Source organism: Enterobacter sp. K16B (assembly GCF_020216105.1).
Lineage (GTDB): Bacteria > Pseudomonadota > Gammaproteobacteria > Enterobacterales > Enterobacteriaceae > Enterobacter > Enterobacter sichuanensis.
The window spans coordinates 1-25982 of sequence record NZ_JAIWJZ010000063.1 but is presented as its reverse complement, the minus strand read 5'-3'; the positions used below and the strand labels follow the sequence as shown (position 1 = coordinate 25982).

Here is a 25982-nt window from a genome sequence, read left to right as displayed (position 1 = left end):
AATAGTGGAAACGCGAAATGACCAACACCGGGTTTATTATTGGTGCGTATCCCTGCGCACCCTCGTTTCACCAGCAAGGGGAACAAGAAGAACGGGCCTTCTGGCGGGCACTTTCCGACACGCCGGATATCCGTGGGCTGGAACAACCGTGTCTGGAAAATCTCCATCCGTTTGGTGATGAATGGCTGTTCCGCCATACGCCAGGCGACTGGCAAATGGTTGTCACCGCCGTTATGGAAACCATGCGCCGCCGGGGCACCCACGGTGCGTTTGGCCTGGCGTCTGCTGACGAAGCGCAGCGTAAAGCCTGCGTCAATTTCTACCGTCATCTGCACCAGAAAATTGACGCCGTGAATGCCCGTTTTCCGGGAAAAATTATCGCGCTGGAGATGCAGGCGGCTCCGCAGATCGGTAATGCTTCTGTTGAGCAGGCCACCGATGCATTTTCCCGCTCTGTTCGCGAAATCACCGCGTGGGACTGGTCCTGCGACCTGGTGCTTGAACATTGTGATGCCATGACAGGTCTCGCCCCGCGCAAGGGTTTCCTGCCTCTGAAGCAGGTTCTGGAGGCGATCAACGAGACCGATATCAGCGTCTGCATCAACTGGGCGCGTTCGGCCATTGAGGGACGCAACACAACACTTCCGGTTGAGCATGTGCAGACCGCCCTGCAGGCCGGAAAGCTGGGCGCGCTGATGTTCTCCGGTACCACCCTCTGCGGGGAGTACGGCGAATGGCAGGATCTGCACGCACCGTTTTCTTCGTTCTGCGCCGACAGTCTGATGTCCACTGAACACGTAAAAGCACTGTTTACTGCGGCGCACGCCGCAACGTTGAAATTCTCCGGTATTAAATTACTGGAAATAAATGCTAATGCTGACGTCGGGCATCGTATCGCTATTTTACGCGACGGCATTAGCGCGATGAAAAAAGCAACACAATAACAATAAAAAAACGTAATTCCGGTTACCTACACTGAGAGATTAAATATGACTACGTCTACTCAAGCCCTACATGCGGACATTCCGCGCCAGCGCTGGCTAAGAATCATTCCTCCTATTCTTATCGCCTGCATTATTTCTTATATGGACCGTGTGAATATCGCTTTTGCCATGCCGGGCGGTATGGATGAGGAGTTGGGTATTTCCGCCACCATGGCAGGTCTGGCGGGCGGGATATTTTTTATCGGTTATCTGTTCCTGCAGGTTCCCGGCGGCAAGATTGCCGTCCACGGCAGCGGCAAGAAGTTTATCGGCTGGTCACTGGTCGCCTGGGCGGTGATCTCGGTTCTGACCGGGCTTGTGACGAATCAGTATCAGCTTCTGGTGCTGCGTTTCTTACTCGGTGTGGCGGAAGGGGGGATGCTGCCCGTTGTGCTCACCATGATCAGCAACTGGTTCCCGGATGCCGAGCGCGGTCGCGCCAACGCCATTGTGATCATGTTTGTGCCCATCGCCGGGATCATCACCGCCCCGCTGTCGGGCTGGATTATTACCGCACTCGACTGGCGCTGGCTGTTTATCATTGAAGGGCTGATGTCCATCGCGGTGCTGGTGCTGTGGGCGTTCACCATTTATGACCGTCCCCAGGAAGCCCGCTGGATCTCAGACGCCGAGAAAAACTATCTGGTGCACACGCTGGCGGCTGAACAGCAGGCCATCGCCGGAAAAGAGGTGAAAAACGCCTCGCTCAGTGCGGTGCTGTCAGACAAAACCATGTGGCAGCTGATCGCCCTGAACTTCTTCTATCAGACCGGAATTTACGGTTACACCCTCTGGCTGCCCACCATTCTCAAAGAGCTGACACACACCAGCATCGGCCAGGTGGGAGTGCTCGCGATCCTGCCTTACATCGGCGCTATTGCGGGCATGTTCCTGTTCTCTACGCTCTCTGACCGAACCGGCAAGCGCAAGCTGTTTGTCTCCCTGCCGTTGATTGGTTTCGCGCTCTGCATGTTCCTCTCGGTGGCGCTCAAAGCGAATACCTGGCTGGCCTATGCCGCTCTGGTGGGATGTGGTTTCTTCCTGCAGTCGGCCGCAGGCGTGTTCTGGACCATTCCAGCCCGCCTGTTCAGCGCGGAGATGGCGGGCGGTGCGCGTGGCGTGATCAACGCCCTGGGCAACCTCGGTGGCTTCTGCGGCCCGTATGCGGTAGGCGTGCTGATCACGCTCTACAGCAAAGATGCGGGAGTGTACTGCCTGGCGGTCTCTCTGGCGCTGGCATCACTGCTGGCCCTGCTGCTGCCGGCGAAATGTGATGCGGGGACAGAGCCCAATCCCACGGTGAACCCCCATAAACGTGCGGCCTGATGCCCTCACCCCAGCCCTCTCCCACGGGGAGAGGGAGAAAACCGAACCGTAGGCCGGGTAAGCGCAGCGCCACCCGGCGAATAAGCGAGATCAAGATGAGTGAAAAAGAGCCCTTCTGGCTGGGTATCGATTGTGGCGGTACTTATCTGAAAGCCGGTTTATACAACAGCCAGGGCAAAGAAGTCAGTATCGAACGCCGCTCCGTTGCCACGCTCAGCCCACGAGCGGGCTACGCCGAGCGGGATATGCACCAGCTGTGGCAGCACTGCCACGCGACCGTGGCCTTGCTGCTCAACCATTCAGGGGTAAACGGAAAACAGATCAAGGGTGTCGGTATTTCCGCGCAGGGCAAGGGACTGTTTTTACTGGATAAAAATGACCAGCCGTTAGGTAACGCCATCCTCTCCTCTGACCGCCGGGCCCTGGTCATTGTGCAGCGCTGGCAGCAGGACGGTATTCCCGAAAAACTGTATCCGCATACGCGCCAGACGCTGTGGACCGGGCATCCGGTCTCCCTGCTGCGCTGGATCAAAGAGAACGAACCGCAGCGGTATCAGCAAATCGGCTGCGTGATGATGGCGCACGACTATCTTCGCTGGTGCCTCACCGGCGTAAAAGGCGGCGAAGAGAGCAACATTTCCGAGTCCAACCTCTACAACATGAACACCGGCCAGTACGACCCACAGCTTACGCGCTGGCTGGGTATCAGCGAGGTTGACGGCGCACTGCCGCCGGTTGTCGGTTCAGCAGAAATTTGCGGGGAAATCACCCCTCAGGCAGCCGCGCTTACCGGTCTCGCGGCGGGCACGCCCGTCGTGGGTGGACTGTTTGATGTGGTTTCCACCGCGATCTGCGCCGGACTGCATGACGAACATACGCTGAACGCCGTGATGGGCACCTGGGCCGTCACCAGCGGGATCGCCAGTACGCTTCGCGGCAACGAACCGTTCCCGTACGTCTATGGACGCTACGTGCATCCACAGCAATACATCGTGCACGAAGCGAGCCCTACCTCGTCCGGCAACCTGGAGTGGCTGACCGCGCAGTGGGGCGACATGTCATTCGATGAGATCAACCTTGCCGTCGCCAGCCTGCCGAAAGCCGAAAGCGATCTGTTCTTCCTGCCGTTCCTCTACGGCAGCAACGCCGGGCTGGAGATGACCAGCGGTTTCTACGGTATGCAGGCGCTGCACACCCGCGCGCATCTGCTCCAGGCGGTTTATGAGGGCGTGGTATTTAGCCACATGACCCACCTCAACCGTATGCTCGAACGCTTTACCCACGTTCATGCGCTGCGCGTAACGGGGGGACCCACCCATTCTGAGGTGTGGATGCAAATGCTTGCAGACGTCAGCGGCCTGGCCATTGAACTGCCGCAGGTTGAGGAGACCGGTTGTTCCGGCGCGGCGCTGGCAGCCCTGGTTGGCACTGGCGTATATCCCGATTTTCACGCGGCGCAACGCGCCCTTCGACACGACATTCGGGTCATTGAACCTGACATGCACGCCCATGCAGCCTATCAGCGTAAGTATCAGCGCTACCGGCTACTGATTTCAGCACTACAGGGCTACCACGCCCGCGTTAAGGAGTACGACCTATGAGCCGACCATTATTGCAGCTGGCGCTCGACCACACCTCTCTGCAGGCCGCGCAGCGCGATGTCGCGACGCTTGCAGATCACGTTGATATTGTCGAAGCGGGCACCCTTTTGTGCCTGACCGAAGGGCTGAACGCCGTACGCGCCCTGCGCGCGCAGTGCCCGGATAAGATCGTCGTGGCGGACTGGAAAGTGGCCGATGCCGGAGAAACGCTGGCGGAACAGGCGTTTGGCGCTGGCGCGAACTGGATGACCATCATCTGCGCCGCACCGCTGGCGACCGTTGAAAGAGGCCACGAAGTAGCACTGCGTTGCGGGGGAGAAATCCAGATGGAACTCTTTGGTCACTGGACGCTGGACGACGCGCGCACCTGGCAGCGCATCGGCGTGAAGCAGGCCATTTATCACCGGGGTCGCGACGCCCAGGCCAGCGGACAGCAGTGGGGTGAGGCGGATCTCGCCAGAATGAAAGCCCTCTCCGACATCGGTTTGCAGATCTCGATCACCGGCGGCATCACCCCCGCCGACCTGCCGCTGTTTAAGCAGATCAACGTGAAAGCCTTCATTGCCGGACGCGCGCTGGCAGGCGCGGCCAATCCATCGCAGGTGGCGCACGCGTTCCATTCACAAATCCGCGACATCTGGGGAGCGTAACCATGCGTCAGCATCCGTTAGGTATTTACGAAAAAGCGCTGCCGAAATCCCTCACCTGGCCGGAGCGCCTGGTGCTGGCGAAAAGCTGCGGGTTCGACTTTGTTGAGATGTCGGTTGATGAAACCGACGAACGCCTGTCGCGACTCGAGTGGAGCACCACACAGCGCGCATCGCTGGTTGAAGCGATGCTGGAAACCGGGGTGGCGATCCCCTCCATGTGCCTGTCGGCCCACCGCCGCTTCCCGTTTGGTAGCCGGGATGAAACCGTGCGTGAACGCGCCCGTGAAATCATGACCAAAGCCATCAGGCTGGCCCGCGATCTCGGCATTCGCACCATCCAGCTTGCGGGTTATGACGTCTACTACGAAGCGCACGACGAGGGCACGCAACAGCGCTTTGCTGAAGGGCTGGCGTGGGCTGTAGAGCAGGCCGCGGCCGCCCAGGTGATGCTGGCGGTGGAGATCATGGACACGGCGTTTATGAACTCCATCAGCAAATGGAAAAAGTGGGATGAGATGCTCGCCTCGCCGTGGTTCAGCGTTTATCCGGATGTCGGCAACCTCAGCGCGTGGGGCAACGATGTGGCTGCCGAATTGACGCTGGGTATCGATCGCATCGCTGCAATTCACCTGAAAGACACCCAGCCCGTCACCGAGCAAAGTCCGGGACAGTTCCGTGATGTGCCGTTTGGCGAGGGCTGCGTCGATTTCGTAGGGATATTTAGCACACTCAATCAGCTGAACTATCGCGGTGCGTTTCTGATTGAAATGTGGACTGAAAAAGCAAAAGAGCCGGTGCTGGAGATCATCCAGGCGCGCCGCTGGATTGAAGCCCGCATGCAGGAAGGAGGCATGACATGTTAGAACAACTCAAAGCCGAGGTACTGGCGGCAAACCTGGCGCTTCCCGCCCACCAGCTGGTGACCTTCACCTGGGGCAACGTCAGCGCAGTGGATCGCGCAAGCGGCCTGATGGTGATCAAGCCCTCCGGCGTGGAGTATGACGTGATGACCGCAGAAGATATGGTGGTGCTGAATATCGCCACCGGTGAGGTGGTCGAAGGCCGCAAAAAACCCTCGTCAGACACCCCAACGCATCTTGCGCTGTATCGTCGTTTCCCGGAGATCGGCGGCATCGTGCATACCCACTCTCGCCACGCCACCATCTGGTCGCAGGCGGGGCAGGATTTACCGGCATGGGGCACCACGCACGCCGACTATTTCTACGGGACAATCCCCTGCACGCGGAAGATGACCCCGGCCGAGATTGCAGGGGAATACGAATACCAGACGGGGGAAGTGATCATCAAAACCTTCGAGGAGCGCGATCTCAGCCCAGTGCAGATCCCGGCGGTTCTGGTGCACTCTCACGGCCCGTTCGCCTGGGGTAAAGATGCCGCCGATGCGGTACACAATGCCGTCGTGCTGGAAGAGTGCGCCTACATGGGCCTGTTCTCGCGCCAGCTTGCCCCCCAGCTTCCGGTTATGCAGCAGGAACTGCTCGACAAACATTATCTGCGTAAGCACGGGGCACATGCCTATTACGGCCAGTGATCATCCGGAATTAATATGCTCTTTACAGTACCGCCGTTTCCAGACGGCGGGGGTTAACCCGGTGTGCTTTGAAAATATCTGTCGGAAATAACCTACGTCATTAAAACCGCAGCGGGTGGCCACTTCGGTGAGCGAGGCGGTGCCATCCAGCAACAGTTTTTCTGCCGCCCTGACGCGCTGGCGATGTATTGCTTCCGTCAGGGTTAAATGGAAAGTCCGGCGAAACACGCGTCCGAGATAATCAGCATTACAGTGCAACGCTTTTGCCAACTGTGATGTGGAAAGTGGCAAATGAAACTGCGTGCGAATAAGCTGCTTCGCCTTCCACGCCATTGCCGCCCCGGCCTCATCGGCGTTGTCTTCATATCCCGACGAGATCGACACCTGCTGTAAAATCAGTAATAAAATCATCTCCAGCGCCACGCTGCGCTGTAATTTCTCCTGCTCGCTAAGGAATTGCCGAAATAGCGCAATGACATATTGCGCATCCCTTACGCGGCAATGTTGTTCTATTGCCAGAGGAGTGGCTTCTGGCAAGGTGATATGTTGCTTTTCAACCTCAAAGTGGAGCCAGTAAAAGCGCAGGTCCGCCGGGAAATCCTCCACGCCCACGTGTCGACGGCCCGGCCAGAGAAGCAAACTTTCTCCCGCCTTCACCTCAAAGATTTGGTGTTCCTCCTGAATCGTTAATGTCCCTTTTTCAACAAATATTATCTCCCACGAGGTTAACTTCCTGGCAGGGTGACGCCCCACGCCCCGGGAAATAAACAGCCCGCCATTCTGGACTTTAATCGGAAGCGCTATGGATAATTCGAGCATGGATATTCACCATTCCGCTTTTATTGCCGTTAATATTCGACTTACGCTTTGATTATTAATAAATAATCGAATAACGGCCCGATCAAACTCACATTTTTATCATCAGGTCGGAATCGTCATCTTTTTATACTTTTCCCTTCCCTTGTTGGCCTGTCTGTTCGGTGCAGAATAAATGCGTACCTTGCACAAATACGATAATAAATTCGATTCCTGAGGAGTTATCTCATGACTTCCACACCGATTACAGAATCAGACGTGACACAAGGGGCAACCGATAGCCGTTTGTCCGTTCGCGAGAAAATTGGCTACGGCCTGGGCGATGCGGGCGGAACGGTGATGACCTGCCTGATCATGAATTTTCTGACCTTTTTCTACACCGACGTTTTTGGCCTCACCCCGGCACTTGTCGGTACGCTGTTTATCGCCCTGCGCGTCTTTGATGCCATTTCCGACCCGGTGATGGGCATCATTGCCGACCGCACCCAGAGCCGCTGGGGACGCTTTCGTCCCTGGCAGCTGTGGGTGGCATTTCCCATCGGAATTATTGGCGTGCTGACCTTCACCGTGCCGGAAGCCAGTATGGGCGTGAAAATCGCCTGGGCGTTCGGGACATACCTGCTGTTGTCCGTTGGCTATACCGCCATCAACGTCCCCTACTGCGCGCTGATCAACACCATGACGACTCGTCACAACGAGGTGATCTCCTGCCAGTCATGGCGTTTTGTGCTGTGCGGCGTGGCGGGTTTTCTGGTCTCCGTGGGTCTGCCGTGGCTGGTTGCGGAGTTGGGCCAGGGGAATGCCGCACGGGGCTATCAGCTGGGGGTTGGCGTGCTGTGCGCCATCGCGGTAGTAATGTTTCTCTGCTGCTTCTTCTGGGTGCGTGAGCGCGTTCCGCTGGCGCTGATGGGCAAATTCACCCTGCGCGAACACCTGGCCGGTCTGCGTAAAAATGACCAGCTGCTGCTGATGCTGGTGATGTCGTTTTTGCTGATCAATGTGTTCAACATCCGCGGCGGCGGTTACATGTACTTCATCACCTACGTGCTGCAGGGCAGCACCGCCTATACCTCGCTGTTTTTCACCATGGTGACCTTCGCGGCCATTCTGGGCGCGGTGATCGTCAACCCTCTCTCTCGCCGCGTTGATACTGTCAAACTCTACTACTACACCAACCTGGTGCTGGCCGCGCTCGCGGTGGGCATGTGGTTCCTGCCCGGCGGCCCGGCCCACCAGACCCTGTGGCTTATCGTCATTCTGAGCAACGGCGTCATTCTCGGTTTTACCCTGCCGCTGCACTTCTCGCTGATGGCCTTTGCCGATGACTACGGCGAGTGGAAAACGGGCGTGCGCTCGTCGGGCATGAACTTCGCCTTTAACCTGTTTTTCATCAAGCTGGCGTGGGCATCCAGCGCCGGGATCATCAGTCTGGTGTTTATCGCCGTGGCCTACCAGCCTGGCACGGGCAACCAGACTCCCGCTTCACTGCAGGGTATCACCGCCATGGAGACGTTACTCCCTGCCCTATTCCACCTGCTGCTGGCTGTCTCTGTTCGCTGGTGCAGGCTCAACAACCCGATGATGTCGCGCATTGCCACCGATCTGCGCCAGCGTCATGTATCGTCCTGAGGAGAACGCTATGTCCGTAATGGAAGCCAACCTGCACAACCTGAAAATCAACGACCCGTTTCTCGGCCAGTATCAGCGGCTGGTGCGTGATGTGGTGATCCCCTACCAGTGGGATGCGCTGAACGATCGCGTGCAGGACGCCGAACCCAGCCATGCCATCACCAACTTCCGCATCGCGGCAGGCCTCGAGCAGGGGGAGTTCTACGGCATGGTCTTTCAGGACAGCGACGTGGCGAAATGGCTGGAAGCCGTAGCGTGGTCGCTGTGCCAGAAACCGGATGCTGAACTGGAAAAAACCGCCGACGAGGTCATTGAACTGATCGCGGCAGCGCAGTGTGAAGATGGCTATCTCAATACCTATTTTACGGTAAAAGCCCCCAGCGAGCGCTGGACCAACCTGGCTGAATGCCACGAGCTTTACTGCGCAGGACATATGATTGAAGCCGGCGTGGCGTATTTTCAGGGCACCGGTAAACGCCGTCTGCTGGAGGTGGTATGCCGTCTGGCAGACCACATCGACAGCGTGTTTGGCCCTGGTGACAGCCAGCTCCACGGTTATCCGGGTCACCCGGAAATCGAGCTGGCGCTGATGCGGCTTTACGACGTTACGCAGGAGCCACGCTATCTCACGCTGGTGAAATATTTTATTGAACAACGCGGCGTGCAGCCTCACTTCTACGATATCGAATATGAGAAGCGTGGAAGAACATCATACTGGAACACCTACGGTCCGGCATGGATGGTCAAGGACAAAGCCTATAGCCAGGCGCATCAGCCACTTGCTGAACAGCAAACGGCCACTGGCCACGCGGTGCGCTTTGTCTACCTGATGGCGGGTATGGCGCATCTGGCTCGTCTGAGCCATGACGAGGGCAAGCGGCAGGACTGTCTGAGACTGTGGAACAACATGGCGCAGCGCCAGCTGTACATAACTGGCGGGATAGGCTCGCAAAGCAGCGGTGAAGCCTTCAGCAGCGATTATGATTTGCCCAATGATACGGTCTATGCCGAAAGTTGCGCCTCCATCGGCCTGATGATGTTTGCCCGTCGGATGCTGGAGATGGAGGCAGACAGTCACTACGCCGACGTGATGGAGCGGGCGTTATACAACACGGTGCTTGGGGGCATGGCGCTGGACGGTAAACACTTCTTCTATGTGAACCCGCTGGAGGTCCATCCGCAAACCCTGGCATTCAACCATATCTACGATCACGTGAAACCCGTTCGTCAGCGCTGGTTCGGCTGTGCCTGTTGCCCGCCGAATATCGCTCGCGTGCTGACGTCGCTGGGGCATTACATCTATACCGTTCGCCCGGATGCGCTTTTTATTAACCTCTACGTGGGCAACGAGGTCGCCATACCGGTGAGCGACGAGACGCTGCAACTGCGGATTAGCGGCAATTATCCGTGGCAGGAAGAGGTAAATATCGAGATCGTCTCGCCTGCGCCGGTGAGGCATACCCTGGCCCTGCGGCTCCCGGACTGGTGCGCGGAGCCTGCCGTGTCGCTGAACGGTGAAGCCGTTGCGGGTGAAATCGCCCGGGGATACCTCTACCTGACCCGTACCTGGCAAGAGGGGGATGCTGTCACGCTGACGCTACCGATGCCGGTTCGCCGCGTGTATGGAAACCCGCAGGTACGCCAGCAGGCGGGCAAAGTCGCCCTGCAGCGCGGCCCGCTGGTCTACTGCCTGGAAGAGGCCGATAACGGAGCCAACCTACATAACCTCTCCCTGCCTGCTGACAGCGAATTTCGGGTCTTTGCGGGAAAAGGAATATTCGCGCATAAGATGCTGATTCAGGCGCAAGGGGTTACACGAAGTGCCACTGAGACGGGATCGGCGGCGTTATGGCAGTATGACCGCTCTCCCGTGCAGCCTCAGCCCAAAATGTTGACCTTTATCCCCTGGTTTAGCTGGGCTAACCGGGGAGAAGGGGAAATGCGGATTTGGGTGGATGAAGCATAAACGAGAACAATGCTATCCCTTTTAATATATAATATTTTTTTCGAGCTCGGTGATGCCGAGCTCACTATTATCCTCGCTTGAATAACAATGTGATCTAACCCTCGGTATTGTTTTTTTGCAGCCATTCAGCTCAGACAGACCATTGTCTGGCATGCATTTTAGTGTTATTCCATAAAGACACACAGCCAGAAATAAGGATATCCCATGGAATTCACTGAAAGGTTAAATGCATTATCAAATAAAATAAAACAACAACTTGAAGTAATTAATACAGAAGAAGCAACAAAAACAGCTTTTGTAATGCCATTCATTCATAATGTCCTTGGCTATGATGTTTTTGACCCATCAGAAGTGACACCTGAGTTTGTCTGTGATATTGGCACAAAAAAAGGTGAGAAAATCGATTATGCTATTATGAAAAACAATGACGTACAGATACTCATTGAATGTAAAAAAATTGGCGAACCTTTAAATATAAATCATGCATCACAATTATTCAGATATTTCCACGTAACAAACGCCAGAATTTCAATCCTCACTAATGGACAACATTATAAATTCTTTACCGATCTTGATGCTCCTAATAAGATGGACGAAAAGCCATTCCTTGAAGTCGACCTTCTTGATATTGACGAAAATATAATACCTGAGTTAAAAAAACTAACTAAGTCTTCGTTTGATTTAGAATCCATCATCAATGCTGCGGGTGAATTAAAATATGTTAGCCAAATCAAAAAAATCCTTCATTCTCAGTTAAATAACCCTGAAGATGACTTTGTGAAATTTTTTGCTTCCCGAGTTTATGATGGAATTCTGACCCAAAAAGTCAGAGAATCTTTTTTAAATTTGACCAAGAAAGCTGCAAGCCAGTACATAAATGATCAGGTAAATGAGCGCCTCAAGTCAGCCATTACGGGCATAACCCCAGCGATCATCGAAACCCCAAATGAGTCCTCACATATTGAGGAAGACGAACATAAAGATGAAAGCGATGTGGTAACAACGCAAGAAGAACTCGAGGGATATCATATTGTTAAAGCAATCACCAGAGCGATATTAGAGGCGCCACGTATAACTCACAGAGACACCAAAAGCTACTTTGGTATTCTTGTGGACGACAACAACCGTAAACCCCTTTGCCGATTGCATTTTAATCGCACACAAAAATATATCGGTCTTTTCGATATTGAAAAAAACGAAACGCGCCACCCCATAGCAACGGTAGATGATATTTATTCCTTTGCCGATATCCTGAAAGCAACCGCCGCTCTCTATAATTAACCTTTATCCAGGCAGCACGCGACGTGCTGCCTCAGCCAGAAATGCGCTTCGATTGCCGAACTGAGGGTGCTCACTTACAAAGGAGTCGATCTTTACCAGCAAACGTCGAGGCATCGTGATGTTGATACGCTCGGCTCTGCCGTCGAACTGCTTCATATTAATATCCACCAAAAGCCATTGCCCCCCAATGAAATCCTCTGGACGACTTTCCAGATGCGCTTCCACATTACCCGGAAGAGGCAGGACTTCATCCACTTCAAACAGTGCTTCGAAGTGGGCGGTGAGTGCATCACGTGCATCCTGAAATGCATCATCCAGGGAATCACCTGCAAAAAAACAGCCCGGAACGTCAGGGAAAAAACCGCTGGCGCTTCCGTCTGAGTCAGAATGAATGTAAGCCGGATAAAACATAACTACTCCTGATATCAGTGTTGAATGCCCGCCTGCCGCCAAATCTGCGCGAGGGTGCCCGGTTTAATATCCTTTTTAGGATGTGGGACAGTCACCAGCCCTTTCTTCACGGGGTGACGAAACTGATGATGGCTTCCTTTCGTTCTCACACATTTCCAGCCATGCCTGATCAGAACAGTAATGACATCCGCACTTTTCACATCCTAATCCTTCCATGATTATACACATAATACACACCATCACTATCGGGTCGAATCACATTAGCGCATCGGGAACAACAGTGCAGCCGTAGGTTGCCGGAACGGGAAGATGCATCGAGAAAAGAAAAGGGGGATACGCTGTATTGCAAAAAAAATGTAGGGGCTATCGTAGGCCGGGTAAGGCGAAGCCGCCACCCGGCCTTATCACATCAGAAACGCCAGGTCAGGCCGGTCATCAGCGCGAAGCTGTCGTCGCGGTCGATCATCGGGCTGTTCTTCACGTCGTCAGGTAATACGGTATAGACCGCGCTGGCGTTAAGGAACAGCTTCTCGGTTAACTGATATTTTGCCGCCAGGCCAACGTATGGCGTCCAGCTGTCACCGGCGGTGTATTCATCCAGACCTGAGCGACGAGACTCGCTGCCGGATACGCCGTAGTAGTAGTCGTTGTAGCTTTCGTCGCTGTAGAAAACACCGACAGAGGGCGTCAGGGTCAGGCGTTCCATCCTGATTGGGCGGAAGTACGAGACCTCGCCCACCACGCCACCGCTTTCATCCATCGCATCGCCGGCAACGGCCACTTTCAGAGAACCCCAGCTTTCGTGGCGGTAGTAAGCGCCACCGAGGAAGGCAGACGCTTTACGCTCATCAAGTTTTTTCATCTGATGGTCGTCGTTATCTTCTGGATCAAAATGCAGCGGCATCCACGATGCGGTCAGGCTGAATTCATTTTTTGCGTCTTTCCACAGGATCCATCCGCCCGTGGTCTGGCGAACATAGAATCTGTCGCCTTCATAGCTAATTAACGGAACCGCGGTGGTATTTTCATTATATCCTTTGTAAGGAGACTCATTAAATACAGCCCCCGCGCCAAGTGAAAAGTCACCGGCCATTGCAGAAGTTGTTGCAAATAACGTGGCCGCGATGAGTAAATTGTATTTAATAGTCATTACATGTAATCCATTTATATGCCAAACAAGCGAGGCGCATAATAATGGTTACAAATTTGCCAATGCAACGCTGCGGTTTATATAATATTATATATAAAATCATATAGATGGGTGCGCAGGATGAGTAAATTACAGCTAAAACCACGCGAATTAAAAATCATATCCGTCATCGCCGCAACCCACAGCATTGGTGATGCCGCCGCCCTGCTCGGTATGGCGCAGGCCAACGTCAGTAAATATCTGTCTGATTTTGAAACGCGGGTTGGGCTGAAGGTTTTCGAGCGCACCACCCGTCAGCTCGCCCTCACCCAGTTTGGCGAGGCGTTACTCCCTTACGTGAATGCCACGCTGGATAAGAACAGTCAACTTGTTAATTTCATTGCTGATTATAAGCATGAAAAGCGCGGAAAAGTGACGATCTACGCCCCAACGGGCATCGTGACCTATCTCGCGCGACACGTGATCCATCAGATAGAGAACATCGGTGACATCCGCATCTCCCTGAAAACCTATAATCTGGACCGGAATGAATTTTCAGAAGGGGTTTCCTTTCCGGATGACTGCGATATCTTAATTACTTATGCACAGCCGAAAGACGAAAGCCTGGTTGCCAGCGTGCTAACAAAATATTCCGTAACGGCATTCGCAACCGTTGACTATTTAAATAAACACCCCTTAACGGGACCTGAAGATTTAATTAATCACTCCTGTATTCTCATTGATTCCATGCTGGTCGATGATGCAAACATCTGGCGTTTCCGCGTCCACGGCAGCGATCACGTGCATGATTACCGGGTAACTGGTAATTATATTTGTGACAATACGCAGACGGCCCTGGAGCTGGCAAGAAATAATCTGGGAATCGTGTTTGCGCCAAAAGAGAGTCTGGAGAAAGAATTAACCAAAGGCATGCTGGTCCCTTGCTTTCCGCATCAGGAGGAGTGGTGGCTCGATCTGACCGCCATCTTCCGTAAACGCGAATACCAGCCCTGGCGTGTGCAATACGTTCTGGACGGCGTTCTGAACTGCCTGCGCCAGCAAATTGCTCAGGCCGCCCACGGACGGCCTGAACTGGGTGATTAGAACAGCCCCAGCGGTTTATCAGAGTAGCTGACCAGCAGACATTTCGTCTGCTGGTAATGCTCCAGCATCATCTTGTGGGTTTCACGCCCGATGCCCGACTGCTTATATCCCCCAAACGCCGCGTGCGCCGGATAGGCGTGGTAGCAGTTAGTCCATACGCGCCCGGCCTGTATGCCCCGGCCCATTTTATAGGCCAGATTACCGTTGCGGCTCCAGACGCCTGCCCCCAGACCATATGGCGTGTCGTTGGCAATCTCCAGCGCCTCCTCCATCGTTTTGAAGGTGGTCACGGCCAGCACCGGTCCGAAAATTTCCTCCTGGAAAACGCGCATGTTGTTCTGACCGAACAGGATCGTCGGCTCAAGGTAGTACCCCTCCTGCAGATCCCCACCCAGCACTTTACGGCGACCGCCGGTCAGAATATCCGCCCCTTCTTTCTTGCCGATATCAATGTAGTTGAGGATAGTCTCCAGCTGTCCGTGCGAGACCTGCGCGCCCATCTGGGTGACGTTATCGAGCGGGTTACCGCTGCGGATAGACTCGACGCGGCGAATGGCCCGCTCCATAAAGCGCTCATAGATGGACTCCTGCACCAGCGCGCGGCTTGGGCAGGTACAGACTTCGCCCTGGTTAAAGGCAAACAGCGCAAATCCCTCCAGGGCTTTATCGAAAAAGGCATCCTCTTCTTCCATCACGTCCGCGAAGAAGATGTTCGGGGATTTGCCCCCCAGCTCCAGCGTCACCGGAATGATGTTCTGCGTGGCGTACTGCATGATCTGCTGGCCCACTTCCGTCGAGCCGGTAAACGCCACTTTAGCGATACGTTTTGAAGTAGCCAGATATTCGCCTATCTCACCGCCCGCGCCGTTCACCACGTTAATCACGCCCGGCGGCAGAAGATCGCCAACGATTTCCAACAGCAGCAGAACCGAGAGCGGCGTCAGGCGGGCCGGTTTAAGCACAATACAGTTTCCCGCCGCCAGCGCCGGTGCCATTTTCCAGCTCGCCATCAGCAGCGGGAAGTTCCACGGAATAATTTGCCCGACGACGCCCAGCGGTTCGTGGAAGTGATACGCCACGGTGTCACTGTCTACCTCGCTGATCCCGCCCTCCTGAGCACGAATACAGGAGGCGAAATAGCGGAAGTGGTCAATCGCCAGCGGCACGTCTGCCGCCATGGTTTCCCGGATCGGCTTGCCGTTATCCCAGGTTTCAGCCGTCGCCAGCAGCTCAAGGTTTTGCTCCATCCGGTCGGCAATTTTGAACAACAGGGCTGCCCTGTCCTGCACGGAGGTATGGGCCCATTTATCTTTCGCTTTGTGCGCCGCATCCAGCGCCAGATCGATATCACGCTTGCCGGAGCTGGCAATCTCACACAGCGGCTGGCCGGTAACAGGGGTCAGGTTGGAATAATATTCACCGTCGACGGGAGCGACCCAGTCGCCGCCAATAAAGTTGTCATAACGGGGCTTCAGCTTAAGGGGAAAACCATACTCGCCAGGCTGGATACGCGATGAGGGAGGATTGTTTGTCATGACCGTCTCCTTGCTGTGGGTGTACAACAAGGGTAGTACCGGCTGGTGATTTTATCGCCAGCCGGTAACGGTGTTTACGACAGGGGTCACGGTGTTTCTGGAAAGAGCAGTGAATCCCGCAGGACATGATCGTTACCACGACGGCGGGTGAAGCCGATGCGGTTGAAATACTCCAGGATCTGAATCGCCAGCTTGCGTCCCACGTTCAGCTGGTCGCGGAAATCGGCTGCGCAGGTGGAGCCCCGCGCCTGATCCCGCTCGCGGATCAGGTTCGCAAACGCAACAATACGATCGTTACGGTAATAACGATCTTTTACGATCGCGACTATCAGCCCCTGCTGCGCGGCATGGCGCAACACCTGGCGCATCACCTGCTCGTCGGCGTTTGTTTCACGAGCCAGATCGCGAACCCACCACGGTTCGTCCCCAAACAGCGGGGCCACTTTCTGCCATATTGCCTCTTGCTCTGCGCTAAACCCGGCCTTGTGATCCGGCAGGTGCAGCCAGCCGTGGTGGCTTTTGATCGCCCCGCTTTCGCGCATGTTTTCAATCAGCAGCAGCACCAGCGCATCGTCTTCCATTGGCAGCGCCATGCGCCGCAGACGTTCCCGACCCGGGCCAGGCTCATCCTGATGCTGTTCATGGTAAGTTGCGAGCGTAGTCAGTATCTTGCGCTGCCAGCGTGCGGCAACCGGGGCATTGAGCAGGCGGTTACCCGCCTGTATAAAGCCCGGCTCTTGTGTCAGCTGTCGTAAGCCTTCCCCGCTCAGCTGACGTGCCCATGCGAAATCCTTAAGACTCACCGCCCCACGCTCAAGATGCACCCGCAGCGCGGCGTCATCTTCTCTGGCCTGCGCCAGTGCGGCCAGCCACTGCAGATATTCAGGTTTACGCTTGCCGCGTCGCGGTGGGTTAAGCATCACCACCCGTGCCCCGGCCAGCGTTTCGCGCGCGGAAATATCACGCAGTACCAGACGATCGTTGTCTGCCAGCCACAGCGGCGAATCGAACACCAGTTCAGCAAGGTCGTTTTCCAGCAGCGACACGCGCCCGGTAATATGGCTGGCCGCGTGGTGAATATGCAGCGGCTGCCATTGGGTCAGCGGCGCATGCGTCTGCAGGGAGACAATGACGCGTTCAGACGGTTCCGGCGGGGCATCGGCCAGCAGCCAGTCGCCGCGGTTAAGCTGCTCTTTTTCCGCATCCCCGGCAATGTTCAGCGCGATCCGCTGCCCGGCGTGAGCCTGCTCTGTGGGCTGGTTTTGAGCATGCAGGCCGCGCACGCGCATCGGTTTATTCACGCCCGTCAGCCATAAGGTATCGCCTACTTTCACTTCGCCGCTGAGCGCCGTCCCGGTGACCACCAGACCCGCTCCCTTCACGCTAAACGCCCGGTCAATCGCCAGACGGAAACGGTGATGGCTGGCGTGGTCACGTGATGAAAGGTGCTGCAAGTGGTGGCGAAGTTCGTCGATACCTCGCCCTTCGGTCGCCACGGTGACAAAAAGCGCTGCATCGGCAAAGCCATAATCCCGTAAGGTCGCCTGCACCGCTTCGCGCACCTCGCTGACGCGTGCGTCATCCACGCGATCGGCTTTGGTCAGCGCTACGGTCAGTTGCGGATTGCCGGTCAGTTGCAGGATCGCCAGATGCTCGCGGGTTTGCGCCATGACACCATCATCACAGGCCACCACCAGCAGGGCATGATCGATGCCGCCCACACCCGCCAGCATGTTAGACAGAAACTTTTCATGCCCCGGCACATCAATAAAACCCAGCACGCGGCCATCAGGCTGGGGCCAGTAGGCATACCCCAGATCGATGGTCATGCCGCGCTTTTTCTCTTCCGGCAGGCGGTCGGCGTTTACGCCGGTGATCGCCTGCAGTAACGTGGTTTTTCCGTGGTCAACGTGACCGGCGGTGGCAATAATCATTTCAACAACATCTCCAGAAATCGCTCTTCATCTTCAAGGCAGCGCAGATCCAGCCACATCCGGCCGTCGTAAATCCGCCCGATCACCGGCGTCGACAAATTACGCCAGCGCGACGACAGGGCCTCAAGGTGGCTGCCGCGCCCGTCGCGTGGGGTGAACGTCAGCGCTTCACTCGGCAGCCTGTCCACCGGCAACGAACCGCTGCCAATCTGCGACTGGCAAGGCTCAATGCGAACGTCAAAATCGGGGTAGTGCGGCGCGACGCGCGGCAGCAGTAACTCGGCCTGGGCGCGAATCGAGGCGGCATCCCGGGTTAACAGACGCAGCGTCGGCAGGCGGTCAGCCAGCTTCTCAGGATGGAGATAGAGTCGCAGCGTCGCGTCCAGCGCGGCAAGGGTCATTTTATCGGCACGCAGGGCGCGCTTGAGCGGGTGCTGCTGCAGCTTCGCAATCAGCTCGCGTTTACCCACGATAATCCCGGCCTGCGGCCCGCCCAGCAGTTTGTCGCCGGAGAAGCTGACCAGGCTTACGCCCGCCGCAATCATCTCCTGCGGCATCGGTTCTTTTGGCAGGCCGTACTGGCTCAGGTCGACCAGCGAGCCGCTGCCGAGATCGGCAATCACCGGTATATTCAGCTCGTGCCCTATCGCCGCCAGCTCCGCCTCGTCAACGGCTTTGGTAAAGCCTTCAATATGGTAATTGCTGGTGTGGACCTTCATCAGCAGGGCGGTATTTTCATTCACCGCCGCGCGATAATCTTTCGCATGGGTGCGGTTGGTGGTACCCACTTCATGCAGCGTACAGCCCGCCTGGCGCATCACGTCCGGGATGCGAAACGCGCCGCCAATCTCCACCAGCTCACCGCGGGACACGACCACCTCTTTGCCGCTGGCGGTGGCCGCCAGCATCAGCAGCACTGCGGCGGCGTTGTTGTTCACAATGCAGGCATCTTCCGCGCCGGTCAGCTGGCACAGCAACTCCGCCAGCGCGCGATCGCGATGCCCGCGCCCGGCGCCGTCCAGATCGTACTCCAGGGTCACAGGCGCTCGCATGGCCTGCATCACGGCGTCCACCGCCTCTTCCGCCTGCTGCGCGCGCCCCAGATTGGTATGCAGCACGGTTCCCGTCAGGTTAATCACCGGGCGCAACGCGCTTTGCGCCTTCGCCTCCAGGCGCTGTTCAACTTCCTGCTCCCACGCACTACACCAGGCGGGCAAGGCGTTTTCTGCCTGAATCGCACCTCGGGCTTCGTCCTGAAGCAGACGTAACATCTCAACCGTCGCGGTATGGCCGAAACGTTCAACGGCGGCATGAATGCGGGGGTTGCGAAGAAGACGATCGGTCGCGGGGATTTGGCTGTATAGCGAATGATGAGTAGTCATGAAAGCGCCTGGCGAGTAAATATCTTCCCCCCTCCCGACGGGAGAGGGAGTTAACATGTGGAGAGATTGTACCCCCTCCCGCGGCGAAGTGTTATAACCCGCGTCAAGCCTTTGGCGGTTCGGTACGGGCAAAGCTCTCGCGGCTAAAAAGCGATTCTGCAAGTTTCACCAGCAACGGGCGGTCGACGCACCAGCCAGGGGAGACGCGGCGGAAGTTGAGGTAACCGATGGCGCAGGCGATGGCGATGGTCCCCAGGTTCAGACTGTCGGTGTGGATCTTGCCCTCCCGGATAAGTTGCTCGCACCGGTCCAGGCTGCGGCTGATTTTTTCCCGCTGGCGCAGCAGTTCGTTTTCTGACTGCTGGGCGGCAGGCCGCGCCTGTTCACGCACGGAGGTGAGCGCCGCATCCATAATGCCGTCGGCCAGGGCTTCAATTTGCTTCACCGCCAGCGCCGCTTTTGGGTCAGCAGGCAGCATGGCCGGCGCAACGCCCAGCAGTTCGATGTACTCGGCAATAATCGGGGAATCGAACCAGTATTCACCCTCGTCCGTCACCAGCGCGGGGACTTTCCCCAGCGGATTGTACTGCGCGACGCCGTTTTCGGCGTTGTAGGGCTGCTCATTGACGAATTCAAATTCAATCCCCTTCTCCAGCAGGAGAATCGAGATTTTACGCACGAAGGGACTGGTGTAGCTACCGATGAGTTTCATTGCCTGATCCTTGATGCCGGAAAAAAGTCAGTATGGATCAAGCGATGAAAAAAGGGCAGGTCTGCGTGTCGCATTCCTGCCCGGGAGGGATTAGTGATCGAGGTAGAGGTAGTGCATCCAGCTGGTCATACGCAGCAGCACTTTACGCATGACCGAAACGTGGGCGAAGTGGTCCGAATAGACTGCCACCTGGGCATAGATACCGTCCGGCAGGGCATCGACTTCGGTGTTGGGTTCCAGCTCAATCAGCGCCTGTACGCCATCCGTGCCCGGCACCACCGTCAGCGACTGCAGTGCGCCCTGCGCCTGATAGGTTCCTCCCGGCACCACCGGCAGAATACTGGTGAGCTTACCGGAGAACACCTGGCCCGGCAGGGCGTTAAACACCACTTCCGCTTCATCACCCGGCTTCAGACGCAGCAGCGAGTTCTGGCGGAACTGGGCCACGATCTGACGTTTCTGTTCAGGAATAAAGACCATCACCGGACGCAGAGGCAGCGCGGCGGCGTAGGTCCCCGGACGGATCAACACCTGGGTGATGTAACCATTGCTGGGCGCACGCACCACGGTCTGATCCAGGTTGTATTTCGCTTCGGCAAGCTGGGCGCGTAAGGAGGCAATCTGCGACTGCTCGCCGTTCACCATGCTGTCTAACTGGCTTTGGATCTGCACCTGTTCAGCCACGGAGCCTTTTACCAGTGCATCCTGCGCCAGATAGTTCTGCCGCGCGTTGTCGATATCGCTTTCAGAGAATGGATTCACCTTCGCCTGGCTGCCTTTCAGGTAGCGCTGATAATCTTTGTACAGGCGATCGCGCTCAGCGGAAACGCGCGTGGTATTGGCGACAGCTTCCGCCAGCTGCGCTTTCAGATTATCGATGTTATGCGTCGCGGTCACCAGGTCAGCCTGCAGTCTGTCGACCCGCGCCTGATAACGGCCTGGATCCAGTTTAAATAACACTTCGCCTTTTTTAATTAGCTGGTTATTTTTATCGGTCACTTCGCTAACCACGCCAGTCACCTGCGGCGTAATCGGAATGGAAATAACCGCTTTTTGCGCCGTAAACGTATACGGGTGGTTATAGTTCATGAGCAGAATAAGTCCGGCAACAATAAACACCCCGCCTAATGTAGCGGTGGCAAGCGTCCACTGGTTTACCGGAATACGGAATATTTTAAAGATGGCCCAGGCAAATGCCACGTAGGTCAAAATAATCAACAGATCCATGATTAGCGCTCCAGCGTGTTCTTATCAGCAGTAGGCTCTACTGCGGCCAGCTTTTGTTCGAGTTCCGCCACGCGTTTGGCTAGCGCATCCATGCCCGGGACCTCATCAGCCCTGGTGATGTGGTTTTGCATACCCCAGCCGCGATCTTCGCGGTACAGGGTGGCCCAAATCCACAGGAACGGCCAGATGGCATGAAGCGTAAACAGACTAATCCACCCTGCCGTGTGAATAGCATCGGCATGCGGATGGTTACGCTTTTTGGCCATATTATAAGGGATGTCATGAATGGCGATGATTCCGTAAAAAAGAACCAGAAATACAAAAATCAATACGCCCAGCGCAAAATAGTTGAGAAACATATTCTCCTCACTTAAACAACGTCAACTCATTAAATTAATAAAACAGTACGCAACCTAATTATTTTTTATAAAAACGGTTTTTTGCTCACTATTTCAGAGCCGGGGAGTATGGATTTTTATAATATCTCCTTGCAAGTTTATAAGCGTGTCAAAATATATCCTGAATAATAATAGACTTAACCTTACATTATGAGCGTAACCCACCTTTTAACTTTTCGCCATACCACACATCAAAAGTGGTTTTTTAGCTTTACGTGTCGTGCTGTATCAGCCTGGCACCGAATCGCAAAGCAGAGTTTGCTCGCGATCGCAGCCGGAGAAATCTGCATAAAAATATTTTGTGAAATCAATCACAATCCAGAAACAAACACACTAAATCAAAATGTGATGCGCATCACGAAAAACGGTGGTTTTTGCGTTAATTCTCACCATCGTATTTTTTTTGTCCACTTATTTTGTGACTCAGATCACCTAATTGCTCACCACACCCCCTACATTTACGTGACGTGCATCACATAAATTTTCGCTGTCTGGACAGTTGAACGATTCAGTGCCAGATTTCACAGCATCAGAACAGGGCCCGGCTACCTCTGCCGCCGCACATTAACAATAAACCTCGGGCCACAAGCCTAAGCGTAAACAAAAGAAGGGGTGTTTTATGTCATCCGATTTCAAGATCAAAGTTCAAAGCTTTGGTCGTTTCCTCAGCAACATGGTGATGCCAAATATCGGCGCGTTTATCGCGTGGGGTATCATCACTGCATTGTTTATTCCGACAGGGTGGTTGCCTAACGAGACGCTGGCGAAACTTGTTGGCCCAATGATTACCTACCTGCTGCCACTGCTCATCGGTTTCACCGGTGGTCGTCTGGTGGGTGGTGACCGTGGTGGCGTCGTGGGTGCCATCACCACGATGGGGGTTATCGTCGGCGCGGATATGCCGATGTTCCTCGGGGCGATGATTGCCGGTCCTCTGGGCGGCTGGGCGATCAAGAAATTCGACGTCTGGGTTGATGGTAAGATCAAATCCGGCTTCGAAATGCTGGTGAACAACTTCTCTGCGGGCATCATCGGGATGATCCTCGCGATTCTGGCGTTCCTCGGCATTGGCCCGGCAGTTGAAGTCCTGTCTAAAATTCTGGCGGCTGGCGTTAACTTCATGGTGGCGCACGAGATGCTGCCGCTGGCGTGTTTCTTTGTTGAACCGGCAAAAATCCTGTTCCTTAACAACGCCATTAACCACGGTATCTTCTCGCCGCTGGGTATTCAGCAGTCGCACGACCTCGGCAAGTCCATCTTCTTCCTGATTGAAGCCAACCCGGGCCCGGGTATGGGTGTGCTGCTGGCGTACATCTTCTTTGGTCGCGGTAGCGCGAAGCAGTCTGCTGGCGGTGCGGCTATCATCCACTTCCTGGGCGGTATCCACGAAATTTACTTCCCGTACGTGCTGATGAACCCACGTCTGATCCTGGCCGTTATCCTCGGCGGTATGACCGGTGTGTTCACCCTGAGCGTGCTGGGCGGTGGCCTGGTGTCTCCGGCCTCTCCGGGCTCTATCCTGGCGGTGCTGGCAATGACGCCAAAAGGGGCTTACTTCGCAAACATCGCGGCCATCTTTGCCGCCATGGCGGTCTCCTTCGTGGTCTCTTCTATCCTGCTGAAAACCAGCAAAGTGAAAGAAGATGATGACATCGAAGCAGCAACCCGTCGTATGCACGACATGAAAGCCGAATCCAAAGGCGCGACCCCACTGGCCGCGGGCGATGTCTCTAACGACCTGAGCCACGTGCGTAAAATCATCGTGGCCTGTGATGCCGGTATGGGTTCCAGCGCAATGGGTGCAGGCGTGCTGCGTAAGAAAGTGCAGGATGCGGGTCTGACCAACATCTCCGTGACCAACAGCGCCATTAACAGCCTGCCACCGGATGTTGACCTGGTGATCACGCACCGCGACCTGACCGAGCGCGCCATGCGCCAGGTACCGCAGGCTCAGCATATTTCGCTGACCAACTTCCTCGACAGCGGCCTGTACACCAGCCTGACCGAGCGTCTGGTGGCCGCGCAGCGTCATGAAGATAACGAAGTGAAAGTGCGCACCAGCCTGCAGGACAGCTTTGACGAGAGCAATACCCACCTGTTCAAACTGGGTGCGGAGAACATCTTCCTCGGTCGCACTGCGGCAACCAAAGAAGAAGCGATTCGCTTTGCCGGTGAGCAGCTGGTAAAAGGCGGCTACGTTCAGCCTGAATACGTAGACGCGATGCTGGAACGTGAAAAACTGACGCCAACCTACCTGGGCGAATCCATCGCGGTGCCGCACGGTACGGTGGAAGCGAAAGATCGCGTTCTGAAAACCGGCGTCGTATTCTGTCAGTACCCGCAGGGCGTGCGCTTCGGTGAAGAAGAAGACGACATCGCCCGTCTGGTGATTGGTATCGCCGCTCGCAACAACGAGCACATTCAGGTGATTACCAGCCTGACCAACGCGCTGGATGATGAGTCTGTCATTGAGCGTCTGGCCAATACCACCAGCGTGGAAGAAGTGCTGGCTCTGCTGAACAAATAAGTTCTCTTCCCTCTCCCCTCCGGGGAGAGGGCTAGGGTGAGGAGAAAACGTTCCTCACCCCAGCCCTCTCGGGTAAAAACATTGATTAAGGTTAACACTATGAAAGCATTACATTTTGGCGCAGGTAATATCGGTCGTGGCTTTATCGGCAAGCTGCTGGCAGACGCGGGCATTACGCTGACATTCGCCGATGTAAATCAGGTCGTTCTGGATGCCCTGAATGACCGTCATAGCTACCAGGTGCATGTGGTGGGTGAAAATGAGCAGGTGGAAACGGTCACTGGCGTCAACGCGGTAAGCAGTATCGGCGACGACGTTATCGACCTTATCGCCAGCGTTGACCTGGTCACCACGGCGGTGGGCCCGGTGGTACTGGAGCGTATCGCCCCTGCGGTGGCAAAAGGCCTGGCAAAACGTAAAGCGCAGGGCAACGACACCCCGCTGAACATCATTGCCTGCGAGAACATGGTGCGCGGCACCACGCAGCTGAAAGGCCACGTGCTCAACGCCGTAGCAGAGGAAGACAAAGCCTGGGTGGAAGCGCACGTCGGGTTTGTGGATTCCGCCGTTGACCGTATCGTCCCGCCGTCAGAATCTGCGACCAACGATCCGCTGGAAGTGACCGTGGAAACCTTCAGCGAGTGGATCGTTGATAAAACCCAGTTTAAAGGCGCGCTGCCGACCATTCCAGGTATGGAATTAACCGATAACCTGATGGCATTTGTCGAACGCAAACTCTTCACGCTGAACACCGGGCATGCTATAACCGCCTACCTCGGGAAATTGGCCGGTCATCAGACCATTCGCGACGCGATCCTTGATGAGAAGATCCGTGCGGTGGTGAAAGGGGCAATGGAAGAGAGCGGCGCGGTGCTGATCAAACGCTACGGTTTTGATGCTGAGAAACATGCAGCATACATCCAGAAAATCCTCGGTCGTTTTGAAAACCCGTATCTGAAAGATGACGTTGAGCGCGTAGGCCGCCAGCCGCTGCGTAAACTGAGCGCGGGCGATCGCCTGATTAAGCCGCTGCTGGGCACGCTGGAATACGGCCTGCCACACGCCAACCTGGTGAAAGGCATTGCCGCCGCGATGCACTATCGCAGCGAGCAGGATCCCCAGGCGATTGAGCTGGCTCAGTTGATTGACGATAAAGGCGCGCAAGCTGCGCTGGCGCAGATTTCCGGTCTGGACGCCAACAGCGACGTGGTTGTGGAGGCGGTTAACGCATACAACGCAACCAAATGATGCACAGTGAGGCGCAGGTCATCCTGCGCCCTGATTACAGATTGTCAGATATGCAGGCAATAATGGAACAAACCCAGGCCTTTGAAAATCGTGTGCTTGAGCGTCTGAATGCTGGCAAAACCGTACGAAGTTTCCTGATTGCCGCCGTCGAGCTATTAACCGAGGCGGTGAATATCCTGGTGCTTCAGGTGTTCCGCAAAGACGACTACGCGGTAAAATATGCTGTAGAACCGTTACTGGACGGCGACGGGCCGCTGGGAGATTTATCCGTGCGTCTGAAGCTGATTTATGGTCTTGGCGTGCTGAACCGACAAGAGTATGAAGATGCGGAGCTGTTGATGGCACTGCGCGAAGAGCTCAATCATGACGGTAATGAGTACACCTTTACCGATGACGAGATCCTTGGCCCCTTTGGCGAGCTGCATTGCGTCACTGCGCTCCCCCCTGCCCCCCATTTTGACAACAGCGACCCTGAGCTGTACGCGATGCAAAAGCTGCGTTATCAACAGGTTGTCCGTTCCACAATGGTCCTCTCCCTGACTGAGCTGATTTCCCGAATCAGCTTAAAAAA

At 55.6% G+C, this 25982-nt stretch carries 23 protein-coding genes; 13 read left to right on the top strand and 10 right to left on the bottom strand.

Going from position 1 to position 25982, the window contains the following annotated elements:
* Positions 1-17 precede the first annotated feature (17 nt).
* From LDK53_RS13285 to araD, 6 genes are all read left to right on the top strand, one after another.
* Positions 18-944, top strand: a complete 927-nt coding sequence (locus LDK53_RS13285; RefSeq protein WP_025758392.1) for a DUF4862 family protein — start codon at positions 18-20, stop codon at positions 942-944.
* Positions 945-989: 45 nt separating this feature from the next.
* On the top strand, positions 990-2309 hold the full coding sequence (locus LDK53_RS13280; protein ID WP_225287367.1) for an MFS transporter: 1320 nt from the start codon (positions 990-992) through the stop codon (positions 2307-2309).
* Between the two features lie 95 nt (positions 2310-2404).
* Positions 2405-3910 carry an FGGY-family carbohydrate kinase gene (locus LDK53_RS13275; protein ID WP_225287366.1) on the top strand — a complete coding sequence of 502 codons (1506 nt, stop codon included), beginning with the start codon at positions 2405-2407 and terminating at the stop codon, positions 3908-3910.
* Positions 3907-4560, top strand: a complete 654-nt coding sequence (gene ulaD / locus LDK53_RS13270) for a 3-keto-L-gulonate-6-phosphate decarboxylase UlaD (RefSeq protein ID WP_128339057.1) — start codon at positions 3907-3909, stop codon at positions 4558-4560. Before LDK53_RS13275 ends, ulaD begins: the two co-directional genes overlap by 4 nt.
* A gap of 2 nt (positions 4561-4562) precedes the next feature.
* On the top strand, positions 4563-5423 hold the full coding sequence (locus LDK53_RS13265; protein ID WP_059386748.1) for an L-ribulose-5-phosphate 3-epimerase: 861 nt from the start codon (positions 4563-4565) through the stop codon (positions 5421-5423).
* Positions 5417-6112: an L-ribulose-5-phosphate 4-epimerase gene (gene araD / locus LDK53_RS13260; RefSeq protein WP_095449911.1), complete on the top strand. Its 696-nt coding sequence runs from the start codon at positions 5417-5419 to the stop codon at positions 6110-6112. The genes LDK53_RS13265 and araD overlap by 7 nt, the downstream gene beginning before the upstream one ends.
* Here the strand turns inward: araD and LDK53_RS13255 are convergent, their stop codons facing one another.
* The gene (locus LDK53_RS13255; RefSeq protein ID WP_047957476.1) at positions 6113-6931 is read right to left on the bottom strand and encodes a helix-turn-helix domain-containing protein; all 819 of its coding nucleotides are present in this window, start codon (positions 6929-6931) and stop codon (positions 6113-6115) included.
* 225 nt (positions 6932-7156) lie between these two features.
* Between LDK53_RS13255 and LDK53_RS13250 the strand changes: the two genes are divergently transcribed.
* The 3 genes from LDK53_RS13250 to LDK53_RS13240 all read left to right on the top strand — a co-directional run bounded on the left by LDK53_RS13250 (position 7157) and on the right by LDK53_RS13240 (position 11804).
* The gene (locus LDK53_RS13250) at positions 7157-8557 is read left to right on the top strand and encodes an MFS transporter (RefSeq protein WP_225287365.1); all 1401 of its coding nucleotides are present in this window, start codon (positions 7157-7159) and stop codon (positions 8555-8557) included.
* Positions 8558-8567: 10 nt separating this feature from the next.
* Entirely contained in the window at positions 8568-10523 is a 1956-nt protein-coding gene (locus LDK53_RS13245) for a glycoside hydrolase family 127 protein (RefSeq protein ID WP_225287364.1), read from the top strand.
* Between the two features lie 204 nt (positions 10524-10727).
* Positions 10728-11804 carry a type I restriction endonuclease gene (locus LDK53_RS13240; protein ID WP_225287363.1) on the top strand — a complete coding sequence of 359 codons (1077 nt, stop codon included), beginning with the start codon at positions 10728-10730 and terminating at the stop codon, positions 11802-11804.
* 3 nt (positions 11805-11807) lie between these two features.
* Here the strand turns inward: LDK53_RS13240 and LDK53_RS13235 are convergent, their stop codons facing one another.
* The 3 genes from LDK53_RS13235 to LDK53_RS13225 all read right to left on the bottom strand — a co-directional run bounded on the left by LDK53_RS13235 (position 11808) and on the right by LDK53_RS13225 (position 13365).
* Positions 11808-12215, bottom strand: coding sequence for a type II toxin-antitoxin system HicB family antitoxin (locus tag LDK53_RS13235; RefSeq protein ID WP_059386753.1), 408 nt, complete (start codon positions 12213-12215; stop codon positions 11808-11810).
* Positions 12216-12229: 14 nt separating this feature from the next.
* Positions 12230-12415 (bottom strand): type II toxin-antitoxin system HicA family toxin, encoded by a 186-nt coding sequence (locus LDK53_RS13230; RefSeq protein WP_047957473.1) that lies wholly within the window; start codon positions 12413-12415, stop codon positions 12230-12232.
* Between the two features lie 209 nt (positions 12416-12624).
* Positions 12625-13365 carry a MipA/OmpV family protein gene (locus LDK53_RS13225; RefSeq protein WP_025758406.1) on the bottom strand — a complete coding sequence of 247 codons (741 nt, stop codon included), beginning with the start codon at positions 13363-13365 and terminating at the stop codon, positions 12625-12627.
* Positions 13366-13485: 120 nt separating this feature from the next.
* Here LDK53_RS13225 and LDK53_RS13220 point away from each other — a divergent pair, with 120 nt between their 5' ends.
* On the top strand, positions 13486-14448 hold the full coding sequence (locus tag LDK53_RS13220) for a LysR family transcriptional regulator (protein ID WP_095449915.1): 963 nt from the start codon (positions 13486-13488) through the stop codon (positions 14446-14448).
* Here the strand turns inward: LDK53_RS13220 and aldB are convergent.
* The 6 genes from aldB to LDK53_RS13190 form a co-directional block, all read right to left on the bottom strand.
* The gene (aldB, locus tag LDK53_RS13215) at positions 14445-15983 is read right to left on the bottom strand and encodes an aldehyde dehydrogenase AldB (protein WP_225287362.1); all 1539 of its coding nucleotides are present in this window, start codon (positions 15981-15983) and stop codon (positions 14445-14447) included. The genes LDK53_RS13220 and aldB overlap by 4 nt on opposite strands.
* Positions 15984-16069: 86 nt before the next feature.
* Positions 16070-17917, bottom strand: a complete 1848-nt coding sequence (gene selB, locus LDK53_RS13210) for a selenocysteine-specific translation elongation factor (RefSeq protein WP_225287361.1) — start codon at positions 17915-17917, stop codon at positions 16070-16072.
* Positions 17914-19299, bottom strand: coding sequence for an L-seryl-tRNA(Sec) selenium transferase (selA, locus tag LDK53_RS13205; RefSeq protein WP_225287360.1), 1386 nt, complete (start codon positions 19297-19299; stop codon positions 17914-17916). The genes selB and selA overlap by 4 nt, the downstream gene beginning before the upstream one ends.
* A gap of 103 nt (positions 19300-19402) precedes the next feature.
* On the bottom strand, positions 19403-20011 hold the full coding sequence (locus LDK53_RS13200) for a glutathione S-transferase (RefSeq protein ID WP_225287359.1): 609 nt from the start codon (positions 20009-20011) through the stop codon (positions 19403-19405).
* A 90-nt stretch (positions 20012-20101) separates the two neighbouring features.
* Positions 20102-21238 carry an HlyD family secretion protein gene (locus tag LDK53_RS13195; protein ID WP_225287358.1) on the bottom strand — a complete coding sequence of 379 codons (1137 nt, stop codon included), beginning with the start codon at positions 21236-21238 and terminating at the stop codon, positions 20102-20104.
* A 2-nt stretch (positions 21239-21240) separates the two neighbouring features.
* Positions 21241-21597 (bottom strand): DUF3302 domain-containing protein, encoded by a 357-nt coding sequence (locus LDK53_RS13190; RefSeq protein ID WP_025758414.1) that lies wholly within the window; start codon positions 21595-21597, stop codon positions 21241-21243.
* A 658-nt stretch (positions 21598-22255) separates the two neighbouring features.
* Here LDK53_RS13190 and LDK53_RS13185 point away from each other — a divergent pair.
* The 3 genes from LDK53_RS13185 to mtlR all read left to right on the top strand — a co-directional run.
* Complete coding sequence (locus LDK53_RS13185; protein WP_225287357.1) at positions 22256-24163, top strand: PTS mannitol transporter subunit IICBA; 1908 nt, start codon at positions 22256-22258, stop codon at positions 24161-24163.
* 84 nt (positions 24164-24247) lie between these two features.
* Positions 24248-25411: a mannitol-1-phosphate 5-dehydrogenase gene (gene mtlD / locus LDK53_RS13180; RefSeq protein ID WP_225287371.1), complete on the top strand. Its 1164-nt coding sequence runs from the start codon at positions 24248-24250 to the stop codon at positions 25409-25411.
* On the top strand, positions 25408-25982 hold a 575-nt coding region (gene mtlR, locus LDK53_RS13175), incomplete at its 3' end, for a mannitol operon repressor MtlR (RefSeq protein WP_225287356.1). The genes mtlD and mtlR, both read left to right, overlap by 4 nt.